Origin of the sequence: Comamonas sp. w2-DMI, assembly GCF_040187735.1 — a bacterium.
GTDB lineage: Bacteria > Pseudomonadota > Gammaproteobacteria > Burkholderiales > Burkholderiaceae_C > Comamonas > Comamonas terrae.
In genome coordinates, this window is record NZ_JBANEL010000003.1 from 104,461 (window position 1) to 128,353 (window position 23,893).

Annotated in this window: 21 protein-coding genes and 1 tRNA gene; 18 read left to right on the forward strand and 4 right to left on the reverse strand. The window is 64.0% G+C overall.

Annotated elements, in window-relative coordinates:
- Window positions 1-95: 95 nt before the first annotated feature.
- Complete coding sequence (locus V8Z74_RS04980) at window positions 96-776, reverse strand: Fe2+-dependent dioxygenase (RefSeq protein ID WP_349708283.1); 681 nt, start codon at window positions 774-776, stop codon at window positions 96-98.
- A gap of 126 nt (window positions 777-902) precedes the next feature.
- Entirely contained in the window at window positions 903-3,095 is a 2,193-nt protein-coding gene (locus V8Z74_RS04985) for a TonB-dependent receptor (protein WP_502879459.1), read from the reverse strand.
- A gap of 493 nt (window positions 3,096-3,588) precedes the next feature.
- Between V8Z74_RS04985 and V8Z74_RS04990 the strand changes: the two genes are divergently transcribed.
- From V8Z74_RS04990 to V8Z74_RS05010, 5 genes are all read left to right on the forward strand, one after another.
- On the forward strand, window positions 3,589-4,260 hold the full coding sequence (locus V8Z74_RS04990) for a PepSY-associated TM helix domain-containing protein (RefSeq protein WP_349708285.1): 672 nt from the start codon (window positions 3,589-3,591) through the stop codon (window positions 4,258-4,260).
- 25 nt (window positions 4,261-4,285) lie between these two features.
- A complete protein-coding gene (locus V8Z74_RS04995; RefSeq protein ID WP_349708286.1) occupies window positions 4,286-4,807 on the forward strand; it encodes a DUF2271 domain-containing protein in 522 nt (173 codons plus the stop codon).
- Window positions 4,808-4,959: 152 nt separating this feature from the next.
- Window positions 4,960-5,760, forward strand: coding sequence for a DUF4198 domain-containing protein (locus tag V8Z74_RS05000; protein ID WP_349708287.1), 801 nt, complete (start codon window positions 4,960-4,962; stop codon window positions 5,758-5,760).
- Between the two features lie 82 nt (window positions 5,761-5,842).
- Window positions 5,843-6,955: an FAD:protein FMN transferase gene (locus tag V8Z74_RS05005; protein ID WP_349708288.1), complete on the forward strand. Its 1,113-nt coding sequence runs from the start codon at window positions 5,843-5,845 to the stop codon at window positions 6,953-6,955.
- Window positions 6,952-8,355, forward strand: coding sequence for a sulfite reductase subunit alpha (locus V8Z74_RS05010; protein ID WP_349708289.1), 1,404 nt, complete (start codon window positions 6,952-6,954; stop codon window positions 8,353-8,355). The genes V8Z74_RS05005 and V8Z74_RS05010 overlap by 4 nt, the downstream gene beginning before the upstream one ends.
- Window positions 8,356-8,424: 69 nt before the next feature.
- Here V8Z74_RS05010 and V8Z74_RS05015 read toward each other — a convergent pair whose 3' ends face one another.
- Complete coding sequence (locus tag V8Z74_RS05015; protein ID WP_066470891.1) at window positions 8,425-8,724, reverse strand: SWIB/MDM2 domain-containing protein; 300 nt, start codon at window positions 8,722-8,724, stop codon at window positions 8,425-8,427.
- A 323-nt stretch (window positions 8,725-9,047) separates the two neighbouring features.
- Between V8Z74_RS05015 and rraA the strand changes: the two genes are divergently transcribed.
- Entirely contained in the window at window positions 9,048-9,599 is a 552-nt protein-coding gene (rraA, locus tag V8Z74_RS05020) for a ribonuclease E activity regulator RraA (protein WP_349708290.1), read from the forward strand.
- Here the strand turns inward: rraA and V8Z74_RS05025 are convergent.
- A complete protein-coding gene (locus tag V8Z74_RS05025; RefSeq protein WP_349708292.1) occupies window positions 9,596-10,510 on the reverse strand; it encodes a DMT family transporter in 915 nt (304 codons plus the stop codon). The genes rraA and V8Z74_RS05025 overlap by 4 nt on opposite strands.
- 386 nt (window positions 10,511-10,896) lie before the next feature.
- Between V8Z74_RS05025 and aceA the strand changes: the two genes are divergently transcribed.
- From aceA to V8Z74_RS05085, 12 genes are all read left to right on the forward strand, one after another.
- Window positions 10,897-12,228, forward strand: a complete 1,332-nt coding sequence (aceA, locus tag V8Z74_RS05030; RefSeq protein WP_066470870.1) for an isocitrate lyase — start codon at window positions 10,897-10,899, stop codon at window positions 12,226-12,228.
- A 202-nt stretch (window positions 12,229-12,430) separates the two neighbouring features.
- Window positions 12,431-13,897, forward strand: a complete 1,467-nt coding sequence (locus tag V8Z74_RS05035; protein ID WP_349708293.1) for a metallophosphoesterase — start codon at window positions 12,431-12,433, stop codon at window positions 13,895-13,897.
- A 131-nt stretch (window positions 13,898-14,028) separates the two neighbouring features.
- Complete coding sequence (locus tag V8Z74_RS05040) at window positions 14,029-15,255, forward strand: cytochrome-c peroxidase (RefSeq protein ID WP_349708440.1); 1,227 nt, start codon at window positions 14,029-14,031, stop codon at window positions 15,253-15,255.
- A 327-nt stretch (window positions 15,256-15,582) separates the two neighbouring features.
- On the forward strand, window positions 15,583-17,514 hold the full coding sequence (thrS, locus tag V8Z74_RS05045) for a threonine--tRNA ligase (RefSeq protein WP_066470868.1): 1,932 nt from the start codon (window positions 15,583-15,585) through the stop codon (window positions 17,512-17,514).
- Between the two features lie 80 nt (window positions 17,515-17,594).
- Window positions 17,595-18,212 carry a translation initiation factor IF-3 gene (gene infC, locus V8Z74_RS05050; RefSeq protein ID WP_083526445.1) on the forward strand — a complete coding sequence of 206 codons (618 nt, stop codon included), beginning with the start codon at window positions 17,595-17,597 and terminating at the stop codon, window positions 18,210-18,212.
- Between the two features lie 219 nt (window positions 18,213-18,431).
- Window positions 18,432-18,635 carry a 50S ribosomal protein L35 gene (gene rpmI, locus V8Z74_RS05055; RefSeq protein WP_005795135.1) on the forward strand — a complete coding sequence of 68 codons (204 nt, stop codon included), beginning with the start codon at window positions 18,432-18,434 and terminating at the stop codon, window positions 18,633-18,635.
- Between the two features lie 26 nt (window positions 18,636-18,661).
- A complete protein-coding gene (gene rplT, locus V8Z74_RS05060; RefSeq protein WP_066470859.1) occupies window positions 18,662-19,021 on the forward strand; it encodes a 50S ribosomal protein L20 in 360 nt (119 codons plus the stop codon).
- A 115-nt stretch (window positions 19,022-19,136) separates the two neighbouring features.
- Complete coding sequence (pheS, locus tag V8Z74_RS05065) at window positions 19,137-20,189, forward strand: phenylalanine--tRNA ligase subunit alpha (RefSeq protein WP_066470857.1); 1,053 nt, start codon at window positions 19,137-19,139, stop codon at window positions 20,187-20,189.
- 161 nt (window positions 20,190-20,350) lie between these two features.
- Window positions 20,351-22,804 (forward strand): phenylalanine--tRNA ligase subunit beta, encoded by a 2,454-nt coding sequence (gene pheT, locus V8Z74_RS05070; protein WP_349708295.1) that lies wholly within the window; start codon window positions 20,351-20,353, stop codon window positions 22,802-22,804.
- A 29-nt stretch (window positions 22,805-22,833) separates the two neighbouring features.
- Entirely contained in the window at window positions 22,834-23,160 is a 327-nt protein-coding gene (locus tag V8Z74_RS05075; RefSeq protein ID WP_066470852.1) for an integration host factor subunit alpha, read from the forward strand.
- A 124-nt stretch (window positions 23,161-23,284) separates the two neighbouring features.
- On the forward strand, window positions 23,285-23,755 hold the full coding sequence (locus V8Z74_RS05080; RefSeq protein ID WP_349708297.1) for a MerR family transcriptional regulator: 471 nt from the start codon (window positions 23,285-23,287) through the stop codon (window positions 23,753-23,755).
- A gap of 30 nt (window positions 23,756-23,785) precedes the next feature.
- Window positions 23,786-23,862: transfer RNA gene (locus tag V8Z74_RS05085), tRNA-Pro, on the forward strand.
- Window positions 23,863-23,893: the final 31 nt, after the last annotated feature.

The following is a 23,893-nucleotide window of genomic DNA, read 5'->3' on the forward strand; positions in this document are numbered from 1 at the left end:
GCAGGCATGCCTCGCCCAGAGATGGCAGGCAGGGGCTGCGCCGGCCGCGCCGCGGCGATTCCCTTGCATGGAAAGCGGCAAATCCGTGCAGAGGGCTAACTCTCCGCCCACATCCGCAGCAGATTGTGATAGGTCCCCGAAAGCGCGGCGATGCGGCTGTGGCCGGGGTATTCGCTGCCCAGCTGCTGTATGGACTGGTCCAGATCGAACAGCAGGCGGCGCTGCTCGTCGGACTTGATCAGGCTCTGCGTCCAGAAGAAGCTGCCCAGGCGCACGCCCCGCGTCACCGGCCTGACATGGTGCAGGCTGGTGCCGGGGTAGACGATGGCATCGCCCGCGGGCAGCTTCACGCTCTGCTGGCCGTAGGTGTCCTCGACCACCAGCTCCCCGCCCTCGTATTCGCCGGGATCGCTGAAAAATACCGTGGTCGAGATGTCGGTGCGGACCTTGATGGCCGTGCCCGGGATGTTGAAGAAGGCGTTGTCGATATGGTTGCCGTAGGTGCCGCCCCCCTCGTAGCGGTTGAAGCGCGGCGGCAGCACCTTGAGCGGCAGCGCGGCCGACATGAACAGCGGATTGCGCCCCAGCCGGTCCAGGATCAGGTCGCCGATTTGCTGGCCGACCGGGCTGTCCAGCGGCAGCTGCAGATTGCTCTTGACCTGGGCGGCCACCGGGCCCGCAGTGGCACGGCCGTCCTGCCAGCTGGCGGCCTCCAGTGCCTGGCGGCATTGGCGCACTTCCTCGGCAGTGAGCAGAGCAGGTATTCGTAGCATCATGGGCGGGATTCTCCTTGCAGCATGGACGTGAAGTTTGCATGCAAAAAAGCCCCGCAGGCCCTGAAGGGCGGCGGGGCCGACTGGCCGGCCTGCGCCGGATCAAGGGCGCAGGCCTCTGGCTCATGCTCAGTACGTGAACTTGAGCGAAGCCACGGCCGAGCGGCCGGGGGCCATGTTGGCGTAATGGGGCGAGCGCACGCCGCTGTAGTAAACCTTGTCGCCCAGGTTGTAGACATTGAGCTGGAAGGCCAGGTTCTTGTTGATCTGGTAGGCCAGCATGGCGTCGTAGCGGGCATAGCCGGCAGCGCCCTTGGTCACGATGCCGCCATCCACGGTGGAGACTGCATAGCCCTGGTTGACGCTGCTTTGGGCGTAGATGCCCAGGCCCAGGGTCAGCCTTGCCATGGGCTTGTAGCTGGTCCACAGGCTGAAGCTGTGCTTGGGCGTGTTGATGAACGGACGGCCGTTGGCCACGTTGCCGATACCCATGTTCTTCTGCTCGCTATCCATGTAGGTATAGCCGCCGAAGACGCTCAGATTGGACAGGATGCGGCCGGTGAAGCCCAGCTCCAGGCCGTTGACCACCTTGTCGCCGCCCATGTAGGTGCCGGTGGCATCGGTGATGCGGACATTGGTCACGTTGTTGCGGAAGATGGCGGCGGTCAGGCCCAGGTTCTTGTCCAGCAGATCCCACTTGGTGCCCAGCTCGATGGAGCGCGTCTTCTCGGGCTTGAGATTGGCCAGGGCATCGGTGGTCGTGGTCAGGTCTTCGCTGCCGTTGCCCAGCGTGGAGCCGCCGGGACGCGAGGAGGTGCCGATGCTGGCGTAGATGCTGCCGTTGGGTGCCGGCTTGTAGACCACGCCCAGCTGGTAGTTGAACAGCGTGTCGCTGCGGCTCAGGTCATAGGCGGGATAGGCGCTGGCGCCGCGGCCTCCGGCCGGGCCGGATGCGGAGAGCTTGTAGTGGTCCACGCGCAGGCCCGCATTCACCAGCCATTGCTCGTTGAGCTTCAGCGTGTCGAAGCCATACAGGGCGACGGTGTCGATCTTGTTGATCGTGGACTGCGCAGGCAGGGCCCAGGGGAAGCTCCATGCCGCATTGGCGCCGCTGGGGTCGCTGAGCGTGGTGCACCAGGGATCGGAAACCGAGTTGCAGGCGGTGTTGGTGCTCTGGATGGCGGTGGAGCGGACATCGGCCTTCTCCTTGGACAGCTCCAGGCCGAAGGCATAGCTGTGGCCGATGGAGCCGGTCTGTTCCTTGCCGGTGAATTCGGTCACGTTCTGCAGCGTGGTGGTTTCGGACAGGCGTGCATTGCCGCGGCGCCACACATAGCCATTGAGCACGTTGCCCTTGCTGTCGTCGGGCTGGGTCCAGACATAGTCCTGCCGGGTCTTGCTGTAGCGCAGGCTGTTGCGGATCTTGTTGGTGTCGGTGAACTTGTGCTCTACCGTGGCCGTGAACAGGTCGCTCTTTTCCTTTTCGTAGTCGCGGTTGTACAGGCCGTACCAGTTTTCGCGGTTGTTGCCGTAGGTCGGGCGCACGGTGCTGCCGCCCGGCAGGCCGGCCATGGCGGTGCTGCTGTACAGATAGGGCACGCCGCCATCGGGAATGTTGTCCGTCTGCAGATGCTGCCAGGACAGCGTGACTTCGGTGGGCGTGCCCATGCCGAAGGTCACGGTGGGGGCGATGCCCCAGCGCTTGTTCTCGGGGCCGTTGCGGCCGGGAACGTCGGCATCGTGTGCCATGGCGTTCAGGCGAAAGCCCACGCCTTCGCTCAGCACCCGGTTCAGGTCCAGCGTCGCGCGTTTGTAGTTGTCGGTGCCCAGGCCCACGTCGCCGGAGATGAAGTTCTCGTTCCTGGCCTTTTTGGTGGTGATGTTGATGGAGCCGCCGGCGCCGCCGCGGCCGGCGTAGGCCGAGTCGGCACCCTTGATCACTTCCACCGATTCCACGTTGAACACTTCGCGCGTGCCGGCCGCGATGTCGCGCATGCCGTCCACGAAGGTGCTCGACTGTGCGTCCATGCCGCGGATGAAGGGCTGGTCGCCCGAGGGGTTGCCGCCTTCGCTGTTGCCGAAGGTGATGCCGGGTGTGGATTTCAGGGCTTCCTGCAGGCTGGTGGCACCGGTCTGCTTGATGATTTCCTCATTGATCACCTGCACCGTCTTGGGCGTGTCGATCAGGGGCGCGGTGAACTTGCCCTGAGGCGCTGTCTGGGGCTTGAAGGGATTGTCCGTGGCGGCCTCCACCTGCACGGTGGACAGGGTGGCCTCCTGGGCCATGGCATTGGCGCCCATCAGGGTCAGGCCGACGGCCATCACGATCTGCGTCAATTCGAACTGCGGACCGTTGCTTTCGATTGGGTTGGATTTGTTCTTCGACATGCTTGTAAAAAAGGAGACGGGTTGACTCAAACAGCGAGCGGATTCTAGTTGCTATTGATAATAATTCTTGATTTCATTAGCAAAAAATGGGTGAAAATCGCCGGTTGTGTCCCTGGGGCAACAGATATCGGGCCGGCCTGGAGGGCTTGCTGCGGCTCGCGCAGACCTTTGTTTCGACAAGGTAAAGTAAATAAAAGTGAGATGCATTTAGCTTGCAAACCTCTAGAATCCCCCCTGCCGACGCTGGCGCAGCTACTGGGCTGGTATCAGGTCCGCAGCTTTTGGGCCGTTACGTCGCCGGCTGTCCGGACGTCCGGTGGGAAGCGCCGCGCATCGTTGCGCGCGTCGGGGCTGGCTCAGTTCTCTCGGCCCGGCGTGCGGTGCCGGTCCCCGGGACTCAGGCGGCATTCTTTTTGCAAGGTTTTCAATGACGGCGGCTTCCTCCAACGCGCCCCAGCGGGCGTACTGGCTCAAAAAACTCCATGAATGGCACTGGATCAGTTCGGCAATCTGCCTGATCGGCATGCTGGTGTTCGCTTTCACTGGCATCACGCTGAACCATGCCGGACAGATCGAGAGCAAGCCCAGCGTGCAGTCGCTGCAGCAGCAGTTGCCCGAGAGCCTGCTGCAGGAACTCCGGCGCGCGCAGGAGCAGCAAAAGGAACCGGGAGAAGACGCCAAGGCATTGGGCGCGACGGGCGGCAGCGAGCTGCCTGCCTCGGTGCAGGCCTGGATAGCCGCCCAGATGAAGGTGAGCACCAGCCATCGCGCCGTGGAGTGGAGCGAGGAGGAGGCCTATGTGCCCCTGCCGCGCCCGGGCGGCGATGCCTGGCTGCGCGTGGATCTGAAGGATGGCGCCGTCGAATACGAAAAGACCGACCGCGGCTGGATCTCGTATGTCAACGATCTGCACAAGGGCCGCAACACGGGCGGGGCGTGGAGCCTGTTCATCGACGTATTTGCGGTGGGGTGCCTGGTGTTCTGCATCACGGGGCTGCTGATCCTGAAGATGCATTCCGGGCGCCGCCCGCTGACCTGGCCCATGGTGGGCCTGGGACTGGTGCTGCCGGCACTGTTGGCGTTGCTGCTGGTGCACTGAGTGGAATTAGTGAAGGAAGAAAAAAATGGCGAAAAGGATTTTCAAGACTTCGGTGGCCCTGAGTGCCGTGGTGGGCCTGCCGGCCATCGCCGGCGGCATGGATGTGACGGTGACGGTGCCGCAGCTGCAGGTAGCCGAATACCACAAGCCCTATGTCGCCGTCTGGCTGGAGAAGGCCGACGGCAGCGTGGCCGCCAACCTGTCCGTCTGGTATGACATCAAGAAGCGCGATGCGGAGGGCACCAAGTGGCTCAAGGACATGCGCCAATGGTGGCGCCGCACGGGACGCGAGCTGACCATGCCCGTGGATGGCGTGAGCCAGGCCACCCAGCCCGTGGGCGCACACACGCTGAGCTATTCCGAAGGCAGGAATCCGCTGCCCAGGCTGGCGCCCGGCCAGTACAAGCTGATGGTGGAAGCCGCCCGCGAAGTGGGCGGCCGCGAACTGGTGTCCGTGCCTTTCGAGTGGCCAGCCAAGCAGGCCACCAGCCTGTCGGCCCAGGGCAGCAAGGAGCTGGGCCAGATCAAGCTCGACATCAAGCCTTGAAAAACCACTGCCTGAGCGGCTGTGCCCCCTTCTGTCGGAAGAAGGACTGCGCGGACGGCTTGGGCCCTTGCCCTCTGCCGGGCCACCCCCGTTTGCAGGCTCACGCACTGGCGTAGAGCCTTTGACAACCCTTTCTGTTCCGAGGACCTGATATGAAATTCAAGACCCGTGCCATCGCTGCCGCAACTCTGGCTTTGGCCGCGCTGGGTGCCCAGGCGCATGACCTGTGGTTCAAGCCTTCCAGCACCGTGCTGTCCAGTCCCGAGTGGGTGACGGTGGATGCCGCCGTGTCCAACGACGTGTTCTTCTTCAACCACCGTCCCCTGGCGCTGGACAATGTGCATGTGACCGGTCCCGATGGCGCCGCGGTGGAAATGAAGAATGCCGTCAAGGGCGAGCTGCGCAGCGTGTTCGACTTCAAGCCCGAGAAGACCGGCACCTACCGCGTGAGCATGCTGATGAATGGGGTGATGGGCGGCTACAAGGACGGCAAGGGCCAGATGCGCCGGCTGCGCGGCTCTGTCGATGACATCCTCAAGCAGATTCCGGCCGACGCCCAGGATGTGCGCATCACCGAAAACGTGCGCCGCATGGAGACCTTCGTCTCCGTGGGCAAGCCTTCGGCGCTGGCCGTCACGGGCAAGGGCCTGGAGCTCAAGCCCATCACCCATCCCAACGACCTGGTCAGCACCGAGGAAGCGCGCTTTGCCTTCCTGCTGGACGGCAAGCCTGCCGCCGACCTGGAAGTGGAGCTGGTGGCCGACGGCATCCGCTACCGCGACGGCGTGAACGCCATCAAGCTCAGGACCGATGCGCAGGGCGTGCTCAAGGTCAAATTCCCGCACCCGGGCCTGTTCTGGCTCAGCACCGATGCCAAGGACAACAGGACCAGCGTGGCGCAGGCCAAGGAGCGCCATCTGGGCTATGTGGCCACCTTGGAAGTGCTTCCTTGACCATCAATAGCCGCCGCCATGGCGTGCGGCGGCTTGCGTTCGGCGCCCCTGGTCCGGGGCGCCAGGTTTTTTGGGAATCGAGATGAGCCAAGCCCCGCGCATACGCTATGCGGCCGATATCTGGAAGCTGCCCCGGGTGGCCGTGGAGACGGCTGCGGGCACGGCCGGCGCCGACTTTTCCGCCGGCGGCTGGCGGCCGGCCGCCATGCAGCTGCAGCAGGACTCCAGCATCCACCGGCTGGCCGGCCACACGATGGGAACCGCCTGGTCGCTGCGCCTGCCCAATCCCGGCTATCTGCCGCTGGACGGGGTCCAGGCCCTGGTGCAGGCCGTGCTGGACGAGGTCATCGCCCAGATGAGCAACTGGGAGCCGGATTCACTGATCACGCGCTACAACCGTGCGGCGGCCGGGACCTATCTCGACCTGCCGCCCGAGTTCACGCAGGTGCTGCAGGCGGCGCTGGATTGGGCGAGAAAGTCCGGCGCAGCCCTGGATCCGACCATGGGGGCGTTGGTGTCCTTATGGGGTTTCGGGCCTGCGGCGCAGGCGGAGCAAAGGCCGGCTGCTATCAAGCCGCAAGCGGCGGCCGTTGCCGCCGCCATGGCGCAGGCCGGCCATGCGCGCCTGAACTGGTTGCCCGGCCAGGCCTTGCTGCAGCCCGGCGGCGTGGAACTCGATTTCTGCGGCATCGCCAAGGGCTTTGCCGTGGACTGGGTGGCGCAGCGCCTGCAGCAGGCCGGCTGGGCCAGCGGTCTGTTCGAGATCGGCGGCGAGCTGCGCGGCTGGGGCAGCAAGCCGGACGGCACGCCCTGGCAGGTGCAGATCGGCGGCCAGGCCACGCGCGGGTATGCGCCGCTGGTCGTGGGCTTGCGTACCGGCGCGCTTGCCACTTCGGGCGACTACTGGCATCACTTCCAAGCGGACGGCCGGCGCTATTCGCACACGCTGGACCCGCGCACGGGATACCCCGTCGCGCACGACCTGGCCAGCGTGACCGTGTTCCACTCCGAGTGCATGCATGCCGATGCCCTGGCCACGGTGCTGACCGTGCTGGGCCCTGAAGAGGGGCTGGCGTTTGCCGAGCAACATGCGATTGCCGCGGTGCTCCATGCGCATGCGGCGCCAAAGCGCAATGCGGGCGCTGCAGCCGGCCCGCTCATTTCTTCGGCCTGGAGGGCCTGTTTCGGATCATGAGCTTGGATTGGGTATTGACGCCTGCGCGCGTGTCGGGTGCCGCGGCGCTGCTGGCAGCGTATGCGGCCCTGTGCCTGCGCACGGGCTGGATGGCGCGCCAGCGCCGCCTGGCCTTCACGCATGACAGCGAGGAACTGGCGGGACATGTGCAGGGGCCGCCCGTTCTGGTGGTCTTTGCCAGCCAGACCGGGCAGGCCGAAGGCCTGGCGCGTGCGGCGGCCAGGATGCTGGGGGGCAGCGGCTTTCGGGTCACTCTGCTGCCCGTCGACCGGCTGGATGGCGCGGTATTGCGCAGCCATCCGCACAGCCTGTGGATGCTTTCGACCACGGGCGAGGGCGATGCGCCCGACCATGCGTTGCATTTCGTCCAGAAACTGCTGGCGGGCGCGCAGGATCTGAGCGGCCATCGCTGCCAGGTATTGGCGCTGGGCGACCGCGAGTACCGCCAGTTCTGCAGCTTCGGCATCCAGGTGCATGAATGGCTGCTGGCACAGGGCGCGGAGGGCGACCTGATCTGCGTGGACAACATGGAGCGCGCGGCATTGCAGGCCTGGCAAGGCCGGGTCAACGAACTCCGGCAGGCGTGGCTGGGGCAGGACGCCGAAGCCTTGCCGGCACAGGATGAGTGGCTGCTGCCGCCGGCCAGCGAGCCGTTCATCCTGAAGCGGCGCACGCTGCTCAACCCCGGCAGCCAGGGCGGGCCTCTGTATCTGCTTGAGTGGGAGCCTGTTTCCGGCCGCCTGCCGGCATGGCAGTCCGGCGATCTGGCATCGCTGGCGGTGCCGGCCGATCCGGACAGGCCGCGCGATTACTCCATCGCCTCCATCGTGGAAGACGGCAGCCTGCAGATGCTGGTGCGCCTGAGCCTGCGTGACGACGGTACGCCCGGCCTGGCCTCGAGCTGGCTGTGCGCAGGCATGGCGGTGGGCGATTCCCTGGCGCTGTCGATACGCCAGCACAGCAGCTTCAGGCTGGGGGAAAACCGCGAGCGGCCGCTGATCCTGATCGGCAACGGCTCGGGCCTGGCCGGCCTGCTCGGCCATCTCAAGGCGCGCGTGCGCGCGGGGCGAGGCGACCAATGGCTGGTCTTCGGCGAGCGCAACTCGCGGCACGATGCGTTCTGCGGCGAGCAGCTTGCCCAATGGCTGCGCGAGGGATGGCTCCAAAGGCTGGACCAGGCCTGGTCACGCGACGGCGATGGCGCCAGGTACGTGCAGGATGTCCTGCTTCAGCAGCAGGAGCAGCTCAAGGCCTGGGTACAGCGCGGCGCCGCCATCTATGTGTGCGGCAGCCAACAGGGCATGGGGCAGGGCGTGGACCGGGCGCTCAGGCTGGTGCTGGGCGATGCCGGCGTGCAGGCGCTGGTCCATGAGGGACGGTATCGCCGGGACGTGTACTGACGCGCTGGCGGCGTCCACATGAAAAAAGCCGACTGCATGTCGGCTTTTTTGCGTCGGCGTGCGCTGTGCTTACTTGACGTGCTTGCCGATCAGGCCAGCCATTTCGAACATGGAAACCTGGGGCTTGCCGAACACTTCCTTGAGCTTGGCATCGGCGTTGATCATGCGCTTGTTGGCAGCGTCCTGCAGCTTGTGGGCCTTGATGTAGACCCACAGCTTGCTGATGATTTCCGTGCGGGGCAGGGGCTCGGAGCCGACCACGGCAGCCAGGGCCGGGCTGGGGGTCAGGGGTTTCATGAAGGCTGCGTTGGGAGTGCGCTTCTTTGCAGGAGCCGCGGTTGCAGTAGTTGCCTTCTTTGCAGTTGCCATGTTGCTTGTTCCTAATTGGGAGTGGATTCTTCACCAGCGATAAACGGCTGCTATCCACTGGCAGGCTGATGCTAATGGCAAAAAAACGCTCTTCCAAGCTAGAACCTCGTTTTTTTTGCCTCGATTTGTTGCTCCGAGGCCTTTTCTGGGGGTTTACACGGGAGACTGTGGTGAAAAAGATGCTCTTTGTAGGAACCGGCCTGCCTGCAAAGCGGCATTGCCCGCAGGGTGCTGACAGGCGGAGACAGCAGGCCACGCCGCGCCGGGATCGGTCCTGCAGGGCCTGCGCGGCATACTAGCGGCCATTGAAAACGGAGGCATGAATGAATTCATCTGCGAGCCAGGCTGGCGGCGAGAACACAGTCCGGCCATTGCACTTCAGCACCTGCGACCTGTGCGATGGCCATGTAAACGACGACAGCGGCACGTTGCGCGTGCTGCCGCCCATCTTTCGCAGCTATGGCGGCCATGCGAGCTTTGCGGGTCCCGTGAGCACGGTGCAGTGCCTGGACGACAACAGCCTGGTGCGTACGGTGCTGGCCGAACCCGGCCATGGCCGGGTCCTGGTGGTGGATGGTGGTGGCTCGCTGCGGCGGGCTCTGGTGGGAGGCAATGTGGCAGCCTCTGCGGCCAGAAACGGCTGGGCCGGCGTGCTGGTCTATGGCTGCGTGCGCGACGTGGCCGAGCTAGGCGCCACACCTTTGGGGCTGTATGCGCTGGCGTTGAATCCCATGCCCACCCACAAGCAGAACCAGGGCTTGCGCGATGTGGCGGTCAGCATCGGCGGTGTGCCGGTGCGCCCCGGCGAATGGCTGTATGCGGATGCGGATGGCGTCATCGTCGCCACCCGCAATCTGCTGCAGGCAAGCGCTTAGCGCCTGCCGCGCACGGGCCAGGTGGCAATGGCCACGCTGGCCAGTGCAATGCCGAAGGCCAGGAACTGGGTGGGACCGATGCACTCGCCCAGGGCCAGCATGCCGACCAGCGCGGCGCTGATGGGCAGCAGCACGGTGAAGATGCCGGCCTGGGAGGCCGCAATGACGCGCAATCCCGTCATCCACAACCATACCGTCCACACGCAGGCCGCCAGCGCGTAGAACAGCAGCAGACCCCAGATGGGCGCGGCCACCTGCGTAAATTCGAACTGCCAGGCCAGATACAGGCCCGCAGGCGTGGACAGCGCGAAGCCCCAGAGATTGATCAGCGCCGTGATGCGCTTGGGGCTGACGCTGGCCGTGAGCTTCTTGCCGATGACCGCGTAGGCTGCCTCGCAAAGTACGGCGGCAATCAGCAGCAGCTGGCCCAGCGCAGGATTGGCGCCCATAGAAGCCGGTGCCGGCTGCGCCTGATCGCCCTTGCTCCAGGCATTGAGGCCGATGCCCAGCACGGCCAGCGCAATGGCGGACCAGGTTCTTGCCGTCACGCTTTCGCGCAGGAAAAGCCAGCTCAGAAGCGCCACCACGGCCGGAATGGCGGCCATGGTCACTCCGGCCGTGACCGCGCTGGTCATGCTCACGCCGCTGATCATGCAGAGCGTGAAAAGAAAGTTGCCGAAAAACGACTCCAGGAACAGCAGCACTTTTGTCTGCCGGGACAACGGTGCCTCGCCGGCCGGCCGCCTGACCCACCTCCGCATGGCGATGGCGCCTATGCCGAAGCGCAGCCAGGCCAGCAGTGCCACGGGAAAGACGGCGGCCAGCGGCTTGGACAGGGCGACATAGCTTCCGACCAGGGACATGCTCAGGGCCAGACAGCAATAGGCAAGAAAGCGACTTGGAGGATTCATGAAGAATGGACGCGGCAAAAGGGCAAGAGAGCATAACGGGAAGGCGGCGCATTCCTTTTTGCGCCATGCGGGCGTCACGCGGTACCGGCCTTGCGCCTGCATCGAAGTTGCATGGCAGGCCTTCAGAGGGCAGGGGCCGGGTATTTCACAGAATCTGCATGCAATTTCTTATTATGAAATATGAAGATGTTGCGACGCATCAAAATTTCTCGATATGAGAAAAATGATTTCATATTGAGGAATTAATTTGCAAGTATTTGATTTTACTAATTTAAATTTTTAGTCTTTTATAAGACATAAGAGTTGAGCGGGTGCCGTGCTTCGCTTAAATTTGATCCCAAGGACGAACACCAAGTCACCTTGTTTCAACACTTCAGGAGCACAACATGCCGCAATCTCTGAACCAGCAACTGAGCCGTGAACAGCAAATCGCCGCCCTCGAAAAGGATTGGGCGCAGAACCCTCGCTGGAAAAGCGTCAAGCGCGGCTACAGCGCCGCCGACGTGGTGCGCCTGCGCGGCAGCCTGCAGCCCGAATACACGCTGGCCCAGCGCGGTGCCGAGAAGCTGTGGGATCTGGTGAACGGCGGCGCCAAGAAAGGCTATGTGAATGCCTTCGGCGCCATCACCGCCGGCCAGGCCATGCAGCAGGCCAAGGCGGGCCTGGAGGCCGTGTACCTGTCGGGTTGGCAGGTGGCCGCCGACGGCAACACCAGCGAGACCATGTATCCCGACCAGTCGCTGTACGCCTATGACTCGGTGCCGACCATGGTGCGCCGCATCAACAACACCTTCAAGCGCGCCGACGAAATCCAGTGGGGCCGCGGCATCAACCCTGGCGACAAGGAATTCATCGACTACTTTCTGCCCATCGTGGCCGATGCGGAAGCCGGTTTCGGCGGCGTGCTCAACGCCTTCGAGCTGATGAAGAACATGATTGCCGCAGGCGCTGCCGGCGTGCACTTCGAGGACCAGCTGGCCGCCGTGAAGAAGTGCGGCCACATGGGCGGCAAGGTGCTGGTGCCCACCCAGGAAGCCGTCGAGAAGCTGATCGCCGCGCGCTTCGCCGCCGACGTGATGGGCGTGCCCACCATCGTGCTGGCTCGCACCGACGCCGAGGCGGCCAACCTGATCACCAGCGACCATGATGCGAACGACAAGCCCTTCCTCACCGGCGAGCGCACGCAGGAAGGCTTCTACCGCGTCAAGAACGGCCTGGAGCAGGCGATCAGCCGCGGCGTGGCCTATGCGCCCTATGCCGACCTGGTGTGGTGCGAGACCGGCGTGCCCGACATCGGCTTTGCCCGCGAATTCGCCCAGGCCGTGCATGCCGCCTGCCCCGGCAAGCTGCTGAGCTACAACTGCTCGCCCTCGTTCAACTGGAAGAAGAACCTCAACGACAGCCAGATCGCCTCGTTCCAGGAAGACCTGTCCGCGCTGGGCTACAAGTACCAGTTCATCACGCTGGCCGGCATCCACAGCAACTGGTACAACACCTTCAAGTTCGCCCACGCCTATGCCCGCGGCGAAGGCATGAAGCACTATGTGGAGATGATCCAGGAGCCCGAGTTCGCCGCCCGCGAGCAAGGCTATACCTTCGTGTCGCACCAGCAGGAAGTGGGCGCAGGCTACTTCGACGACGTGACCACCGTGATCCAGGGCGGCTCGTCCAGCGTGAAGGCGCTGACCGGTTCGACCGAGGAAGAGCAGTTCCATTGAGGACGGGCATGAGGCGCTCAATGGCGCCTCGTGAACAGTGCGGCAAGGCCACGGGTTTCCGTGGCCTTGCCATTTCCGGCATCGGCCAATGCCGTGTGGCCGCGGTGCGGTGGCGCCGCCGTCACCAGCGCGTCATGAACTGTTCCTAAGCTCCGTGGGCTTCAGAAAAGAGAGCTGAAGCCCAAGCTTCACGGAACATTCAATGAACCAACAACAACGCACGATTTGCCTTGGCGGATTCACGCTGGTCTCTGCCGCTGCTTTGCTGGCCCTGCACGGTTGCGGGGGCTCGGAGCCCGACGAAGCCAGCCGCTCGGACTACATCCAGTCGGCCTTTGTCCTGGTCGGCACCCAAAACGAAGCCATTGCGCGCGTGATCACCAGCTACGTGCCGCCCGCGGCCGATGGCGCACAAGCCGCCTGCCCGCAGATTTCGGTGGATGGCAATGTCTCGCGCATGGCGCTGCGCGTGGCGCCCGGCAGCCCGGCACAGCGGCCCACGGCCAGTGCCCCCGACGATTCCAAGCCGTCGGTTTTCCCGGTCAGCGTATGCGAGCAGACCCTGCCTGCGAAGGCGCAGGCCGTGAGTGTTGCCGGCCAGCCGCTGCCCTTGCCCAAGGCTGATCCGCAGCGCATCGTCGTGCTGGGCGACAGCGGCTGCCGCCTGAAGAAAGCCGACAACGCATGGCAGGCCTGCAGCGATGCGAATGCCTGGCCGTTCGAGAAAGTGGCAAATGCCGCTGCCTCCTTCAATCCCGACCTGGTGCTGCACGTGGGGGACTACCACTACCGCGAGAATGCCTGTCCGTCCGATGTGGCGGGCTGCAGGAACAGCCCCTGGGGCTATGGCTGGGATACCTGGCAGGCCGATCTGTTCAAGCCAGCGGCCAAGCTGCTGGCCAAGGCGCCGTGGGTCATGGTGCGCGGCAACCACGAGGAGTGCGCGCGCGCCGGTCAGGGCTGGTTCCGCTTTCTTGATCCGCAGCCGTTCAGCAGCGCGCGGTCCTGCGACCTTGCGATGAACGATGCGACGGCCAACTACAGCGACCCCTACGCCGTGAAGCTGGGCAGCGACTCGCAGTTCATCGTTTTCGATTCGGCCAAGAACGGCAAGGCTGCGCTCAAGCCGGAAGACACGCAGTTCGCCATCTATCAGAAGCAGTTCCAGCAGGTTGCGGCCCTGGCTGCCAAGGGCGGCGTGGCCAACAGCATCTTCACCAACCATCACCCGATTCTTGCATTCGCACCGATCGCTGGCGCCAAGCCCGCGCAGGCGAATCCGTTCATGCAGTCCGTGATGACCAGCCTTTATGCCCAGGCCTACTACCCGCCGGGTGTGAACCTGGCGTTGCACGGCCACGTGCATGACTTCCAGGCCATCAGTTTCAAGAGCGGGCAGACCGCGACGATCGTGAGCGGCACGGCAGGCGACAACCTCGACGTGGCGCTGCCCGACCCGCTGGGTGCGGATGTGGTGCCGGCACCGGGCGCCATCATCGACCACATCTCGCACCATGCGAGCTTCGGCTTCCTGCTGATGGAGCATCGCGCCAAGCCTTCGACCGGCTGGAGCTTCAAGGCCTACACGGCCGACGGCAAGCTGCTGGCCACGTGCCTGCAGGAAGGCTATGCGCTGGGCTGCGACAAGACCGGCTTCCTGACGCCCTGATGTCCGGCCGGTTGTTGTTGAAATGGTGCGCCGCCATTGCGCTGGCGGCGCTTTGTGCCTTCGCGCAGGCGCAGCGCGTGCCTGAAACGCAGGTCTGGCTTGCTCCCGGAGCTGGCGTGAAAGTGGTGGCGATGATCGCAGCCACACCGCAGGTCGCCCAGCGCTACGACCCCACGCAGGCCAGGTTCTCGCCCGATCCGCAACTGGTCGCGCTGGGGCGGCAGCTGTTCCATGACACGCGCCTGTCGCAGCCGCAGGGTACCTCCTGTGCCAGCTGCCATGATCCGGCGCGTGCATTCGGTCCGGACCTGCGGCGCGGATTGCGCCATGGCGAGACAAGCCCGGGAACGGCTCGGGGCAGCCGGGCAGGGCAGTTCGGCCAGCGCGCCGCGCCTTCGCTAATGTATGCGCGCTATGTGCCGCGCCGGTATTTCTATCAGGACGACGACGCCCTCGTGCCGTCCTTCTTCGGTGGCCTGATGGCGGATGCGGGCAGCGACTCGCTGGCCGAGCAGGTGAGTGCGCCGCTGCTCAACCCGCGCGAGATGAACAACCGCAGCGCGGCAGACCTGCTCGCCCACCTGCGGCGCAATGGCGTCGTCCAGATGCTCGTGCCGCGGTTCGGCGAGAAGGTGAAGAGCGATCCGCAGAAGCTGTTTGAGGCGCTGGGTGCCTCGCTGCAGGCCTATCTGCAGTCCGATGAGCTGTCGCCGTTCACGTCGAAGTTCGACCGCTTCATCCGCGGCCAAGGAATGCTGGATGCAGCGGAATTGCGCGGTCTTGCATTGTTCAAGAATCCGGACAAGGGCAACTGTGCTTCATGCCATGCCGTGTCCGAAACCGCTTCGCGCCCGGAGCGCTCGCTGTTCACGGATTTCGGCTACGAGGCACTGGCGGCGCCGCGCAACAAGCGGCTGACCGAAAACCGCAATCCGCGGCATTTCGATCACGGCCTGTGCCAGACCGCGAGGAAGCTGCAGTGGCCCGAGCCCGAGCAGTGGTGCGGCTATGTGCGCACGCCGGGCCTGCGCAATGTGGCCATCCGCCAGAGCTTCATGCACAACGGCGCGCTGAATTCGCTGCGCGAGGTGATGGAGTTCTACAACACGCGCGGCACCGATCCCGCGCGCTGGTTCGGCAAGGGCGGATCATTCGACGATATAGCGCCGGAGTTCCACGACAACGTGAATGTCAATTCGCCTCCGCTCAACCGCAAGCCGGGCAGCCCAGAGGCGCTGACCGATGCCGAGATGGACGACCTGGTGGCATTCCTGCGCACGTTGACCGACGAGCGCTATGTGGCACTCATGCCACCGGATGTGCGCGGGCAACCGAAGGCGATACGCAAGGCCAGGTAGGGCGCTGTGACGACAAAAGTCCGCAAGCCGCAACAAATCTGCAACGCGCGTTAAAATCTCGAAATTCACCTGCCAATCCAGGAAGCAGTGGCGATCGGCAATCGCCTGCTTTGCCGGCTTGGCGCAGACACAGGGACGAAAGGCACCTAGGTTATGACACCGCGAACGCAGAGCTTGACGGGAGCCATCCCGACCGCCTGAGGTGCTGGTCCGCGCACCCTTGCAGGCGCGGCCGTTTACACAATCCGATTCCATTCACGAGTTTGCGCGGCCAGTCCGCGCATTTTGTTTTCTACAGGCGCGTCCCATGACGCGAGATTGAAAGACATGGTCCAAATCACTCTTCCCGACGGTTCCAAGCGCGAATATCCCGGTCCGGTTTCCGTGGCCGAAGTCGCCGCATCGATTGGCGCAGGCCTTGCGAAGGCCGCTCTGGCCGGCAAGGTCGGCACCGGCGACGAAGCCAAGGTGGTGGACACCAGCTTTGTGATCGATCGCGACATGCCGCTGTCCATCGTGACGGCCAAGGATGCCGACGGCCTGGATGTGATCCGCCACTCCACCGCCCACCTGCTGGCCTATGCGGTCAAGGAGCTGTTCCCCGACGCGCAGGTCACCATCGGCCCCGTGATCGAGAACGGCTTCTACTACGATTTCTCATACAAGCGCCCCTTCACGCCCGAAGACCTGGCTGCCATCGAAAAGCGCATGTCGGAACTGGCCGCCAAGGACGAACCCGTGGTGCGCCGCGTGCTGCCGCGCGACGAAGCCGTGGCCTACTTCAAGAGCCTGGGCGAGAACTACAAGGCCGAGATCATCGCCAGCATTCCGAGCAACGAGGATGTGAGCCTGTACCGCGAAGGCAGCTTCGAGGACCTGTGCCGCGGCCCGCACGTGCCCAGCACCGGCAAGCTCAAGCACTTCAAGCTCATGAAGGTGGCCGGTGCCTACTGGCGCGGCGACCACCGCAACGAGATGCTGCAGCGCATCTACGGCACGGCCTGGGCCAGCAAGGACGAGCTGCAGCAGTACCTGACCATGCTCGAAGAGGCCGAGAAGCGCGACCACCGCAAGCTGGGCCGCGAGCTGGATCTGTTCCACATCGACGAGCACTCGCCCGGCACCGTGTTCTGGCATCCCAAGGGTTGGGCCATCTGGCAGCAGGTCGAGCAGTACATGCGCCGCGTCTATCAGGACAACGGCTATCAGGAAGTCAAGGCGCCGCAGATCCTGGACAAGGGCCTGTGGGAGAAGACCGGCCACTGGGACAAGTACCGCGAGAACATGTTCACGACCGAATCGGAAAAGCGTGAATATGCCCTGAAGCCGATGAATTGCCCGGGCCACATCATCATCTTCAAGCAAGGCATCAAGAGCTACCGCGACCTGCCTCTGCGCTTCGGCGAGTTCGGCAACTGCCACCGCAACGAGCCCACCGGTTCGCTGCACGGCATCATGCGCGTGCGCGCCTTCACGCAGGACGACGGCCATATCTTCTGCACCGAAGACCAGATCCAGGCGGAGGTGACGGCCTTCACCTCGCTGCTGCAGAAGGTCTATGCGGACTTCGGCTTCACCGACATCCTGTACCGCCTGTCCACCCGCCCCGAAAAGCGCATCGGCAGCGACGAGGCCTGGGACAAGGCCGAAAATGCGCTGGCCGAAGGCCTGCGCGCCTCGGGCTGCGAGTTCGAATACCTGCCCGGCGAAGGTGCCTTCTACGGCCCCAAGATCGAGTACACGCTCAAGGATGCGCTGGGCCGCGAATGGCAGTGCGGCACCATCCAGGTGGACCCCAATCTGCCCGAGCGGCTCGATGCCGAATTCGTGGGCGAAGACGGCGAACGCCACCGTCCCATCATGCTGCACCGCGCCATCCTGGGTTCGCTGGAGCGCTTCATCGGTATCCTGATCGAACACCACTCGGGTGCCTTGCCCGCCTGGCTGGCACCCGTGCAGGCGGCCGTGCTCAACATCACCGACGCCCAGGCCGACTATGCCCAGGAAGTGGCGCAAAAGCTGCAAAAAGCATTGCCTAATCAAAGCCTTAGGGTGGTGACCGATCTGCGCAACGAAAAGATTACGTATAAAATACGTGAGCATTCGATGCAGAAGCTGCCGTATATCCTGGTTGCAGGCGACAAGGAAAAGGCAGCTGGTGCGGTTGCAGTGCGCGCCCGGGGTAACAAAGACCTCGGTGTGATGTCGGTTGATGCGTTTATCGAACTGCTCTCCAAGGACATCGCGGCCAAGGCCTGATACAAAGACAGTTTTGTGGCGAGCCGGTTGCGCGCATTGCGCGCAAGCGGCTACGCTGTTGTAGCCATTTCAATCCAAGGGTGAAAACCATAGCTACTGAATTTCGCGATCGGCGCCACCGTGAAGAGCGCAAGCATCGCCTCAACCGAGAAATCATGGCGCCTGAAGTGCGTCTGTCTGGTCCTGACAATGAGCCGCTGGGTATCGTGCCGCTGCAGGAAGCGCTGCGCATGGCTGGCGAGCTGGATGTCGATCTGGTGGAAATTGCCGCTACGGCCAATCCTCCGGTCTGCCGTTTGATGGATTACGGCAAGTTCAAGTACCAAGAGCAGAAGAAGGCTGCCGAGGCCAAGGCCAAGCAGACCGTCATCGAAATCAAGGAAGTCAAGTTCCGTCCCGGCACCGACGATGGCGACTACAACATCAAGCTGCGCAACATCCGCCGTTTCCTGGCCGATGGCAACAAGGTGAAGGTCACGCTGCGCTTCCGCGGCCGCGAGATCACGCACCAGCAGCTGGGCCTGGACCTGCTCAACCGCCTGCGCGACGACCTGTCGGATTCCATCCAGGTGGAGCAGTTCCCCAAGCTGGAAGGCCGCCAGATGATCATGATGATCGCGCCTTCGCGCAGCAAGAAGCCTGCGGCCGGCGGCAAGGCGCAGGGCGATGCTGCACCGGTGGCCGAAGATAAGGCATAATCGCTGTCTGCCTTGAAGGCAAGAGTGGGTTGCGCAAGCGGCCCACTTTTGTTTTGCTGCGGTTTGCAGCGCAGCGGGGAGCAGTCTCCGCTGGACAGGATTTGCAGGCTTGCCTGCAAAACACCTGCCTTCGGGCGGGTGCACAAGTGCCTCGGTGGCTAGCGAAGTGTGCGCAGAGTTGCGCACCGCCTCACGAGCACAATCAACAGGAGCATTCACATGCCCAAAATGAAGACCAAGAGCAGCGCGAAGAAGCGTTTTCGCGTTCGTCCCGGTGGCACCGTCAAGCGCGGTCAAGCCTTCAAGCGTCACATCTTGACCAAGAAGACCACCAAGAACAAGCGCCACCTGCGCGGTGCAGTGAACGTGCATGAGACCAACATGGGCTCCATTGCACAGATGCTGCCCTCGGCCGGCCTGTAATTCACTGACGAACAAGGAGAAAACTCATGCCTCGCGTCAAACGTGGTGTAACGGCCCGTGCCCGTCACAAAAAAGTTCTGACCCTGTCCAAGGGTTTCCGCGGCCGCCGCGGTAACGTCTTCCGCGTCGCCAAGCAGGCGGTGATGAAGGCTGGCCAATACGCCTACCGTGACCGCCGCAACAAGAAGCGCGTGTTCCGTCAGCTGTGGATCGCCCGTATCAACGCCGCTGCACGTGAACTGGGCCTGACCTACAGCCAGTTCGCCAACGGCCTGAAGAAGGCTGCGATCGAAATCGACCGCAAGATGCTGGCCGATATCGCCGTGCACGACAAGGCTGCCTTTGCAGCCATCGTCGACCAAGTCAAGGCCAAGCTGGCTGCCTAAGGTCACGATCGGTAGTTACTCCTGATTCAGTAGCTGCTGGTGCACAAACAGCAAGGGCTAGGGCTTGAAAAGGCGCTAGCCCTTGTTTATTTTCAAGAATCGATAAAGAGTCGATATGAACGAGTTGGATTCTCTGGTCGAAAGCGCGCAGCAGCTGTTTGCGCAAGCCCATACCCCTGCCGATCTGGAAAATGCGAAGGCGCAGTTTCTGGGCAAGTCGGGCAAGATGACCGAGCTCATGAAGGGCATGGCGCAGCTTTCCGTCGAAGAGAAAAAGTCGCGCGGCGCCGCGATCAACGTGGCCAAGCAGGCCATCGAGGCTGCGCTGACGGCCCGCCGCAAGGCCCTGGCCGATGCCGAGCTGGAGGCCCACCTGAAGGCCGAAGTGCTGGACGTGACGCTGCCCGGCCGCCGCCGTGGCACGGGCGGCCTGCATCCCGTGTCGCTGACGCTGGAGCGCATCGAAGGCATCTTCGGCTCCATGGGCTTCGACGTGGCTGAAGGCCCCGAGATCGAATCCGACTGGTTCAACTTCACGGCGCTCAACACGCCGGAAGACCATCCCGCACGCTCCATGCACGACACCTTCTACGTGGAAGGCGGCACGCAGCATGCGCCCAATCTGCTGCGCACGCACACCAGCCCCATGCAGGTGCGCCATGCCGTGCAGCACGTGAAGAAATACCGCAACCGAATCGACGCCGGCCAGGGCATGCCCGAGATCCGCGTGATCGCGCCGGGCCGCACCTACCGCGTGGACAGCGATGCCACCCATTCGCCCATGTTCCACCAGTGCGAAGGCCTGTGGATCGGCGAGAACGTGAGCTTCAAGGACCTGAAGGTCGTGTTCACCGACTTCTGCAAGACCTTCTTCGAGCAGGACGACCTGGTGTTGCGCTTTCGCCCCAGCTTCTTCCCGTTCACCGAGCCGTCGGCCGAGATCGACATCCAGTTCCAGAGCGGACCGCTGGCCGGCCGCTGGCTCGAGGTCGCCGGCTCCGGCCAGGTGCACCCCAACGTGGTGCGCAACATGGGCCTGGATCCCGAGAAATACATCGGCTTTGCCTTTGGCATGGGCCCCGACCGCCTGACCATGCTGCGCTATGGCGTGAACGACCTGCGCCTGTTCTTCGATGGCGACATCCGCTTCCTGTCGCAGTTTCAGTAATTGAAAAAGTGAGCTTCCAGCGCTTGATATCACTGGTTTTCAAAATAAAACAACCTGAAAACCAGAAATATTAAGCGCAGCCAGCTCCTCTTTTGAAAGCAAGATCGCCATACAGCCGGGCTGCGCCGCCAGCGCCGGCATGAACGCCAAAGAGTCTGACTATGCAATTTCCCGAATCCTGGTTGCGCGAGTACTGCAACCCGCAGCTGACCACCCAAGAGCTGGCCGACACCCTGACCATGGCCGGCCTCGAGGTCGAAGAGATGGAGCCCGTGGCGCCGCCTTTCACCGGCATCGTGGTCGGCGAGATCAAGGAGGCCGTGCAGCATCCGGACGCCGACCGCCTGCGCATCTGCCAGGTCGATGTCGGCGGCCCCGAGTTGCTGAACATTGTCTGCGGCGCGCCCAATGCGCGCGTGGGCATTCGCATTCCCTGCGCCACCGTGGGCGCCGAGCTGCCGCCGGGCGAGGACGGCAAGCCGTTCAAGATCAAGGTGGGCAAGCTGCGCGGCGTCCAGAGCTTCGGCATGCTGTGCTCGGCCAAGGAGCTGGGCATTGCCGACGACCACGGCGGCCTGCTGGAGCTGCCGCTGGATGCGCCCCTGGGCCGGAACGTGCGCGAGTACCTGAACCTGGACGACACGCTGTTCACGCTCAAGCTCACGCCCAACCTCGCGCACTGCCTGTCGGTGTACGGCATCGCGCGCGAGCTGTCGGCGCTGACCGGCACGCCGCTGAAGGCTCTGTCCTTCCCCGCAGCCGCCGTCGCCACCCAGGATACGCTGCCCGTGAAGATCGAGGCCACCGACCTGTGCGGGCGCTTTTCGGGCCGCATCGTGCGCAACGTCAACACCCAGGTCAAGACACCCCAGTGGATGGTGGACCGCCTGGCCCGCTGCGGCCAGCGCTCCGTGTCGCCGCTGGTGGACATCTCCAACTACGTGATGTTCGAGCTGGGCCGCCCCAGCCACATCTTCGACCTGGACAAGATCCACGGCGGCCTTCAGGTCCGCTGGGGCCGGGAGGGCGAAACGCTCAAGCTGCTCAACGGCAACACCATCAAGATCGACGACTTCATCAAGGTCGGCGTGATTGCCGACGACCGGCAGGTCGAGTCGCTGGCCGGCATCATGGGCGGCGACGCCACGGCCGTGTCCGACGACACCAGGAACATCTACATCGAGGCGGCCTTCTGGTGGCCCAAGGCCGTGGCCGGCCGCTCGCGCCACTTCAACTTCTCGACCGATGCCGGCCACCGCTTCGAGCGCGGCGTGGATCCCGAGCACACGGTGGAGCACATCGAGCGCATCACGGCACTGGTGCTGGAGATCTGCGGCACGCCCGAGACCCAGGTCGGCGCCATTCATGATCAGCAGCCCAACATGCCGGCGCCCAAGACGGTGCAGCTGCGCGTGGCGCGCGCGGCCAAGGTCATCGGCATGCCTGTGACCCAGCAGCAATGCCTGGATGCCCTGAACGGCCTGGGCCTGCCTGCGACCGTGGCCGGCGAGGGCGTGATCAGCGTGACCGCGCCCACCTTCCGCTTCGACATCAACCTGGAAGAGGATCTGATCGAGGAAGTGGCCCGCATGATCGGCTACGAAAACCTGCCGACTTCCAAGCCGCTGGCGCCCATTTCGCCCAAGCTGCGTGCCGAGAACCAGCGCAGCCCGTTTGCCGTGCGCCGCGAGCTGGCGGACCTGGGCTACCAGGAAACCATCAACTTCAGCTTTGTCGAAGCCAAGTGGGAGGCCGAGCTGGCCGGCAACGCCGACCCGGTCAAGCTGCTCAACCCCATCGCCAGCCACCTGAGCGTGATGCGCTCGTCGCTGCTGGGTTCGCTGCTGCAGGTGCTCAAGTTCAACGTGGACCGCAAGGCCCAGCGCGTGCGCGTGTTCGAACTGGGCCGCGTGTTCTTCAAGGATGCCTCGGTCGTCGACTCCGACACCACCGTCAAGGGCTTCTACCAGCCCATGCGGGTGGCCGGTCTCGCCTATGGCGCGGCCGACCAGCTGCAATGGGGCAGGGCAGAGGCCAAGGTGGACTTCTACGACGTCAAGGGCGATGTGGAAGCGCTGCTGGCGCCGCTCAAGCCTGCATTCGAGCCGGCCGAGCATCCGGCCATGCATCCGGGCCGCTGCGCCCGCGTGCTGCTGGACGGCAAGGCCATCGGCTTTGTCGGCGAGCTGCATCCCAAGTGGCGCCAGGAGTGGGACCTGCCCCAGGCGCCCGTGATGTTCGAGCTGGAGCTGGACGCCGTGCTGGCCCGCCATGTGCCGGTATTCCAGCCCGTGGCCAAGCACCAGGCCGTGGAGCGCGACATCGCCGTGGTGGTCAAGGAGGCCGTGACCCATGCCCAGGTCATGGAGGCGGTCTTCGCGGCCAGTACGGAAGGCATTCTGCGCAACGCCACGCTGTTCGACGTGTTCCGGCCCAAGAAGCTCAAGGCCGGAGAGCAAGCCGCCCCGGGCAGCCTGGCCCAGGACGAGAAGAGCCTGGCCGTGCGCCTGACGCTGATGAGCGACGAAGGCACGCTGGCCGACGCGCAGATCGAGCAGGCCGTGCAGGCGGTGCTGGCGCAGCTGCAAGAGCGGGTGGCAGCCCGCCTGCGTTGATCATGTTCAATCCACAAGGAGATCGTCCCATGGAACTGGCAGTAGAGAGCATCGACAGCCCAGCGCTGACCAAGGCGCAGCTGGCCGATCTGCTGTTCGACGAGATCGGCCTGAACAAGCGCGAAGCCAAGGACATGGTGGATGCGTTCTTCGACCTGATCTCGCAGAGCCTGGTGAACGGAGAGGATGTCAAGCTCTCGGGCTTCGGCAACTTCCAGATCCGCACCAAGGCGCCGCGCCCGGGCCGCAATCCGCGCACGGGCGAATTGATTCCGATTGCAGCGCGCCGCGTGGTGACCTTCCATGCCAGCAGCAAGCTCAAGGAGCTGATACAGGGCGACCGTCCTGCGGCCTGAAGGCGGCGGGCCCGGGCTTCATGGCGTTACTTCGCTGTGGATGAAGTTTCAGGTCTGCCTTCTTTGAGCGCTATATTGCGCGCATCACAATGCGCTTTCTTGGGCCGATACCGACTGCAACGCCATGGCTTCACACTTGCCCGTCATTCCTGCCAAACGCTACTTCACCATCGGTGAGGTGGCGGAGCTGTGCGATGTGAAGCCGCATGTGCTGCGGTACTGGGAGCAGGAGTTCACGCAGCTCAAGCCCATGAAGCGCCGCGGCAACCGGCGCTACTACCAGCACCACGAGGTGCTGATGATCCGCCGCATCCGCGAACTGCTCTACGAGCAGGGCTTCACCATCAGCGGTGCCCGCAACCGCCTGCGCGAAACCGGTGTCAGCGCGCGCGCCGCTGCAGGCACCCTGCCGCAGGCGGGCACGGCGGGCGAAGCCGCTTTGCCAAGCCCTTCGGGTCCGGTGGATGGCCTGGCGCAGGAAGCCGGGGGCGGCGAGACCGCTTTCGCGGGCCTGCGCTTTGGCGCGGTGCCGGCACTGGGCTCCGAGGAGATCCGCGAAGAGCTGCTGCAGATCCGCTCGCTGCTTTCGCTGTGAGTGCCGAAAGATGTGTATAATCTAAGTCTTCGGCGTGTAGCGCAGCCTGGTAGCGCACTTGCATGGGGTGCAAGGGGTCGCGAGTTCGAATCCCGCCACGCCGACCATTTATTCCAAGACAACGGGTTACAGAGTTTT

Coding starts and splice junctions, on each gene's coding strand:
- V8Z74_RS05035 (WP_349708293.1), top strand. CDS start 12,431: ATGAACCAACAACAACGCACGATTTGCCTTGGCGGATTCACGCTGGTC.
- V8Z74_RS05040 (WP_349708440.1), top strand. CDS start 14,029: ATGATCGCAGCCACACCGCAGGTCGCCCAGCGCTACGACCCCACGCAG.
- V8Z74_RS05005 (WP_349708288.1), top strand. CDS start 5,843: ATGAGCCAAGCCCCGCGCATACGCTATGCGGCCGATATCTGGAAGCTG.
- V8Z74_RS04985 (WP_502879459.1), bottom strand. CDS start 3,095: ATGGCCGTCGGCCTGACCCTGATGGGCGCCAATGCCATGGCCCAGGAG.
- aceA (WP_066470870.1), top strand. CDS start 10,897: ATGCCGCAATCTCTGAACCAGCAACTGAGCCGTGAACAGCAAATCGCC.
- V8Z74_RS05080 (WP_349708297.1), top strand. CDS start 23,285: ATGGCTTCACACTTGCCCGTCATTCCTGCCAAACGCTACTTCACCATC.
- V8Z74_RS05075 (WP_066470852.1), top strand. CDS start 22,834: ATGGAACTGGCAGTAGAGAGCATCGACAGCCCAGCGCTGACCAAGGCG.
- rraA (WP_349708290.1), top strand. CDS start 9,048: ATGAATTCATCTGCGAGCCAGGCTGGCGGCGAGAACACAGTCCGGCCA.
- V8Z74_RS05000 (WP_349708287.1), top strand. CDS start 4,960: ATGAAATTCAAGACCCGTGCCATCGCTGCCGCAACTCTGGCTTTGGCC.
- rplT (WP_066470859.1), top strand. CDS start 18,662: ATGCCTCGCGTCAAACGTGGTGTAACGGCCCGTGCCCGTCACAAAAAA.
- thrS (WP_066470868.1), top strand. CDS start 15,583: ATGGTCCAAATCACTCTTCCCGACGGTTCCAAGCGCGAATATCCCGGT.
- V8Z74_RS04980 (WP_349708283.1), bottom strand. CDS start 776: ATGATGCTACGAATACCTGCTCTGCTCACTGCCGAGGAAGTGCGCCAA.
- pheT (WP_349708295.1), top strand. CDS start 20,351: ATGCAATTTCCCGAATCCTGGTTGCGCGAGTACTGCAACCCGCAGCTG.
- V8Z74_RS04995 (WP_349708286.1), top strand. CDS start 4,286: ATGGCGAAAAGGATTTTCAAGACTTCGGTGGCCCTGAGTGCCGTGGTG.
- V8Z74_RS04990 (WP_349708285.1), top strand. CDS start 3,589: ATGACGGCGGCTTCCTCCAACGCGCCCCAGCGGGCGTACTGGCTCAAA.
- rpmI (WP_005795135.1), top strand. CDS start 18,432: ATGCCCAAAATGAAGACCAAGAGCAGCGCGAAGAAGCGTTTTCGCGTT.
- V8Z74_RS05025 (WP_349708292.1), bottom strand. CDS start 10,510: ATGAATCCTCCAAGTCGCTTTCTTGCCTATTGCTGTCTGGCCCTGAGC.
- V8Z74_RS05010 (WP_349708289.1), top strand. CDS start 6,952: ATGAGCTTGGATTGGGTATTGACGCCTGCGCGCGTGTCGGGTGCCGCG.
- V8Z74_RS05015 (WP_066470891.1), bottom strand. CDS start 8,724: ATGGCAACTGCAAAGAAGGCAACTACTGCAACCGCGGCTCCTGCAAAG.
- pheS (WP_066470857.1), top strand. CDS start 19,137: ATGAACGAGTTGGATTCTCTGGTCGAAAGCGCGCAGCAGCTGTTTGCG.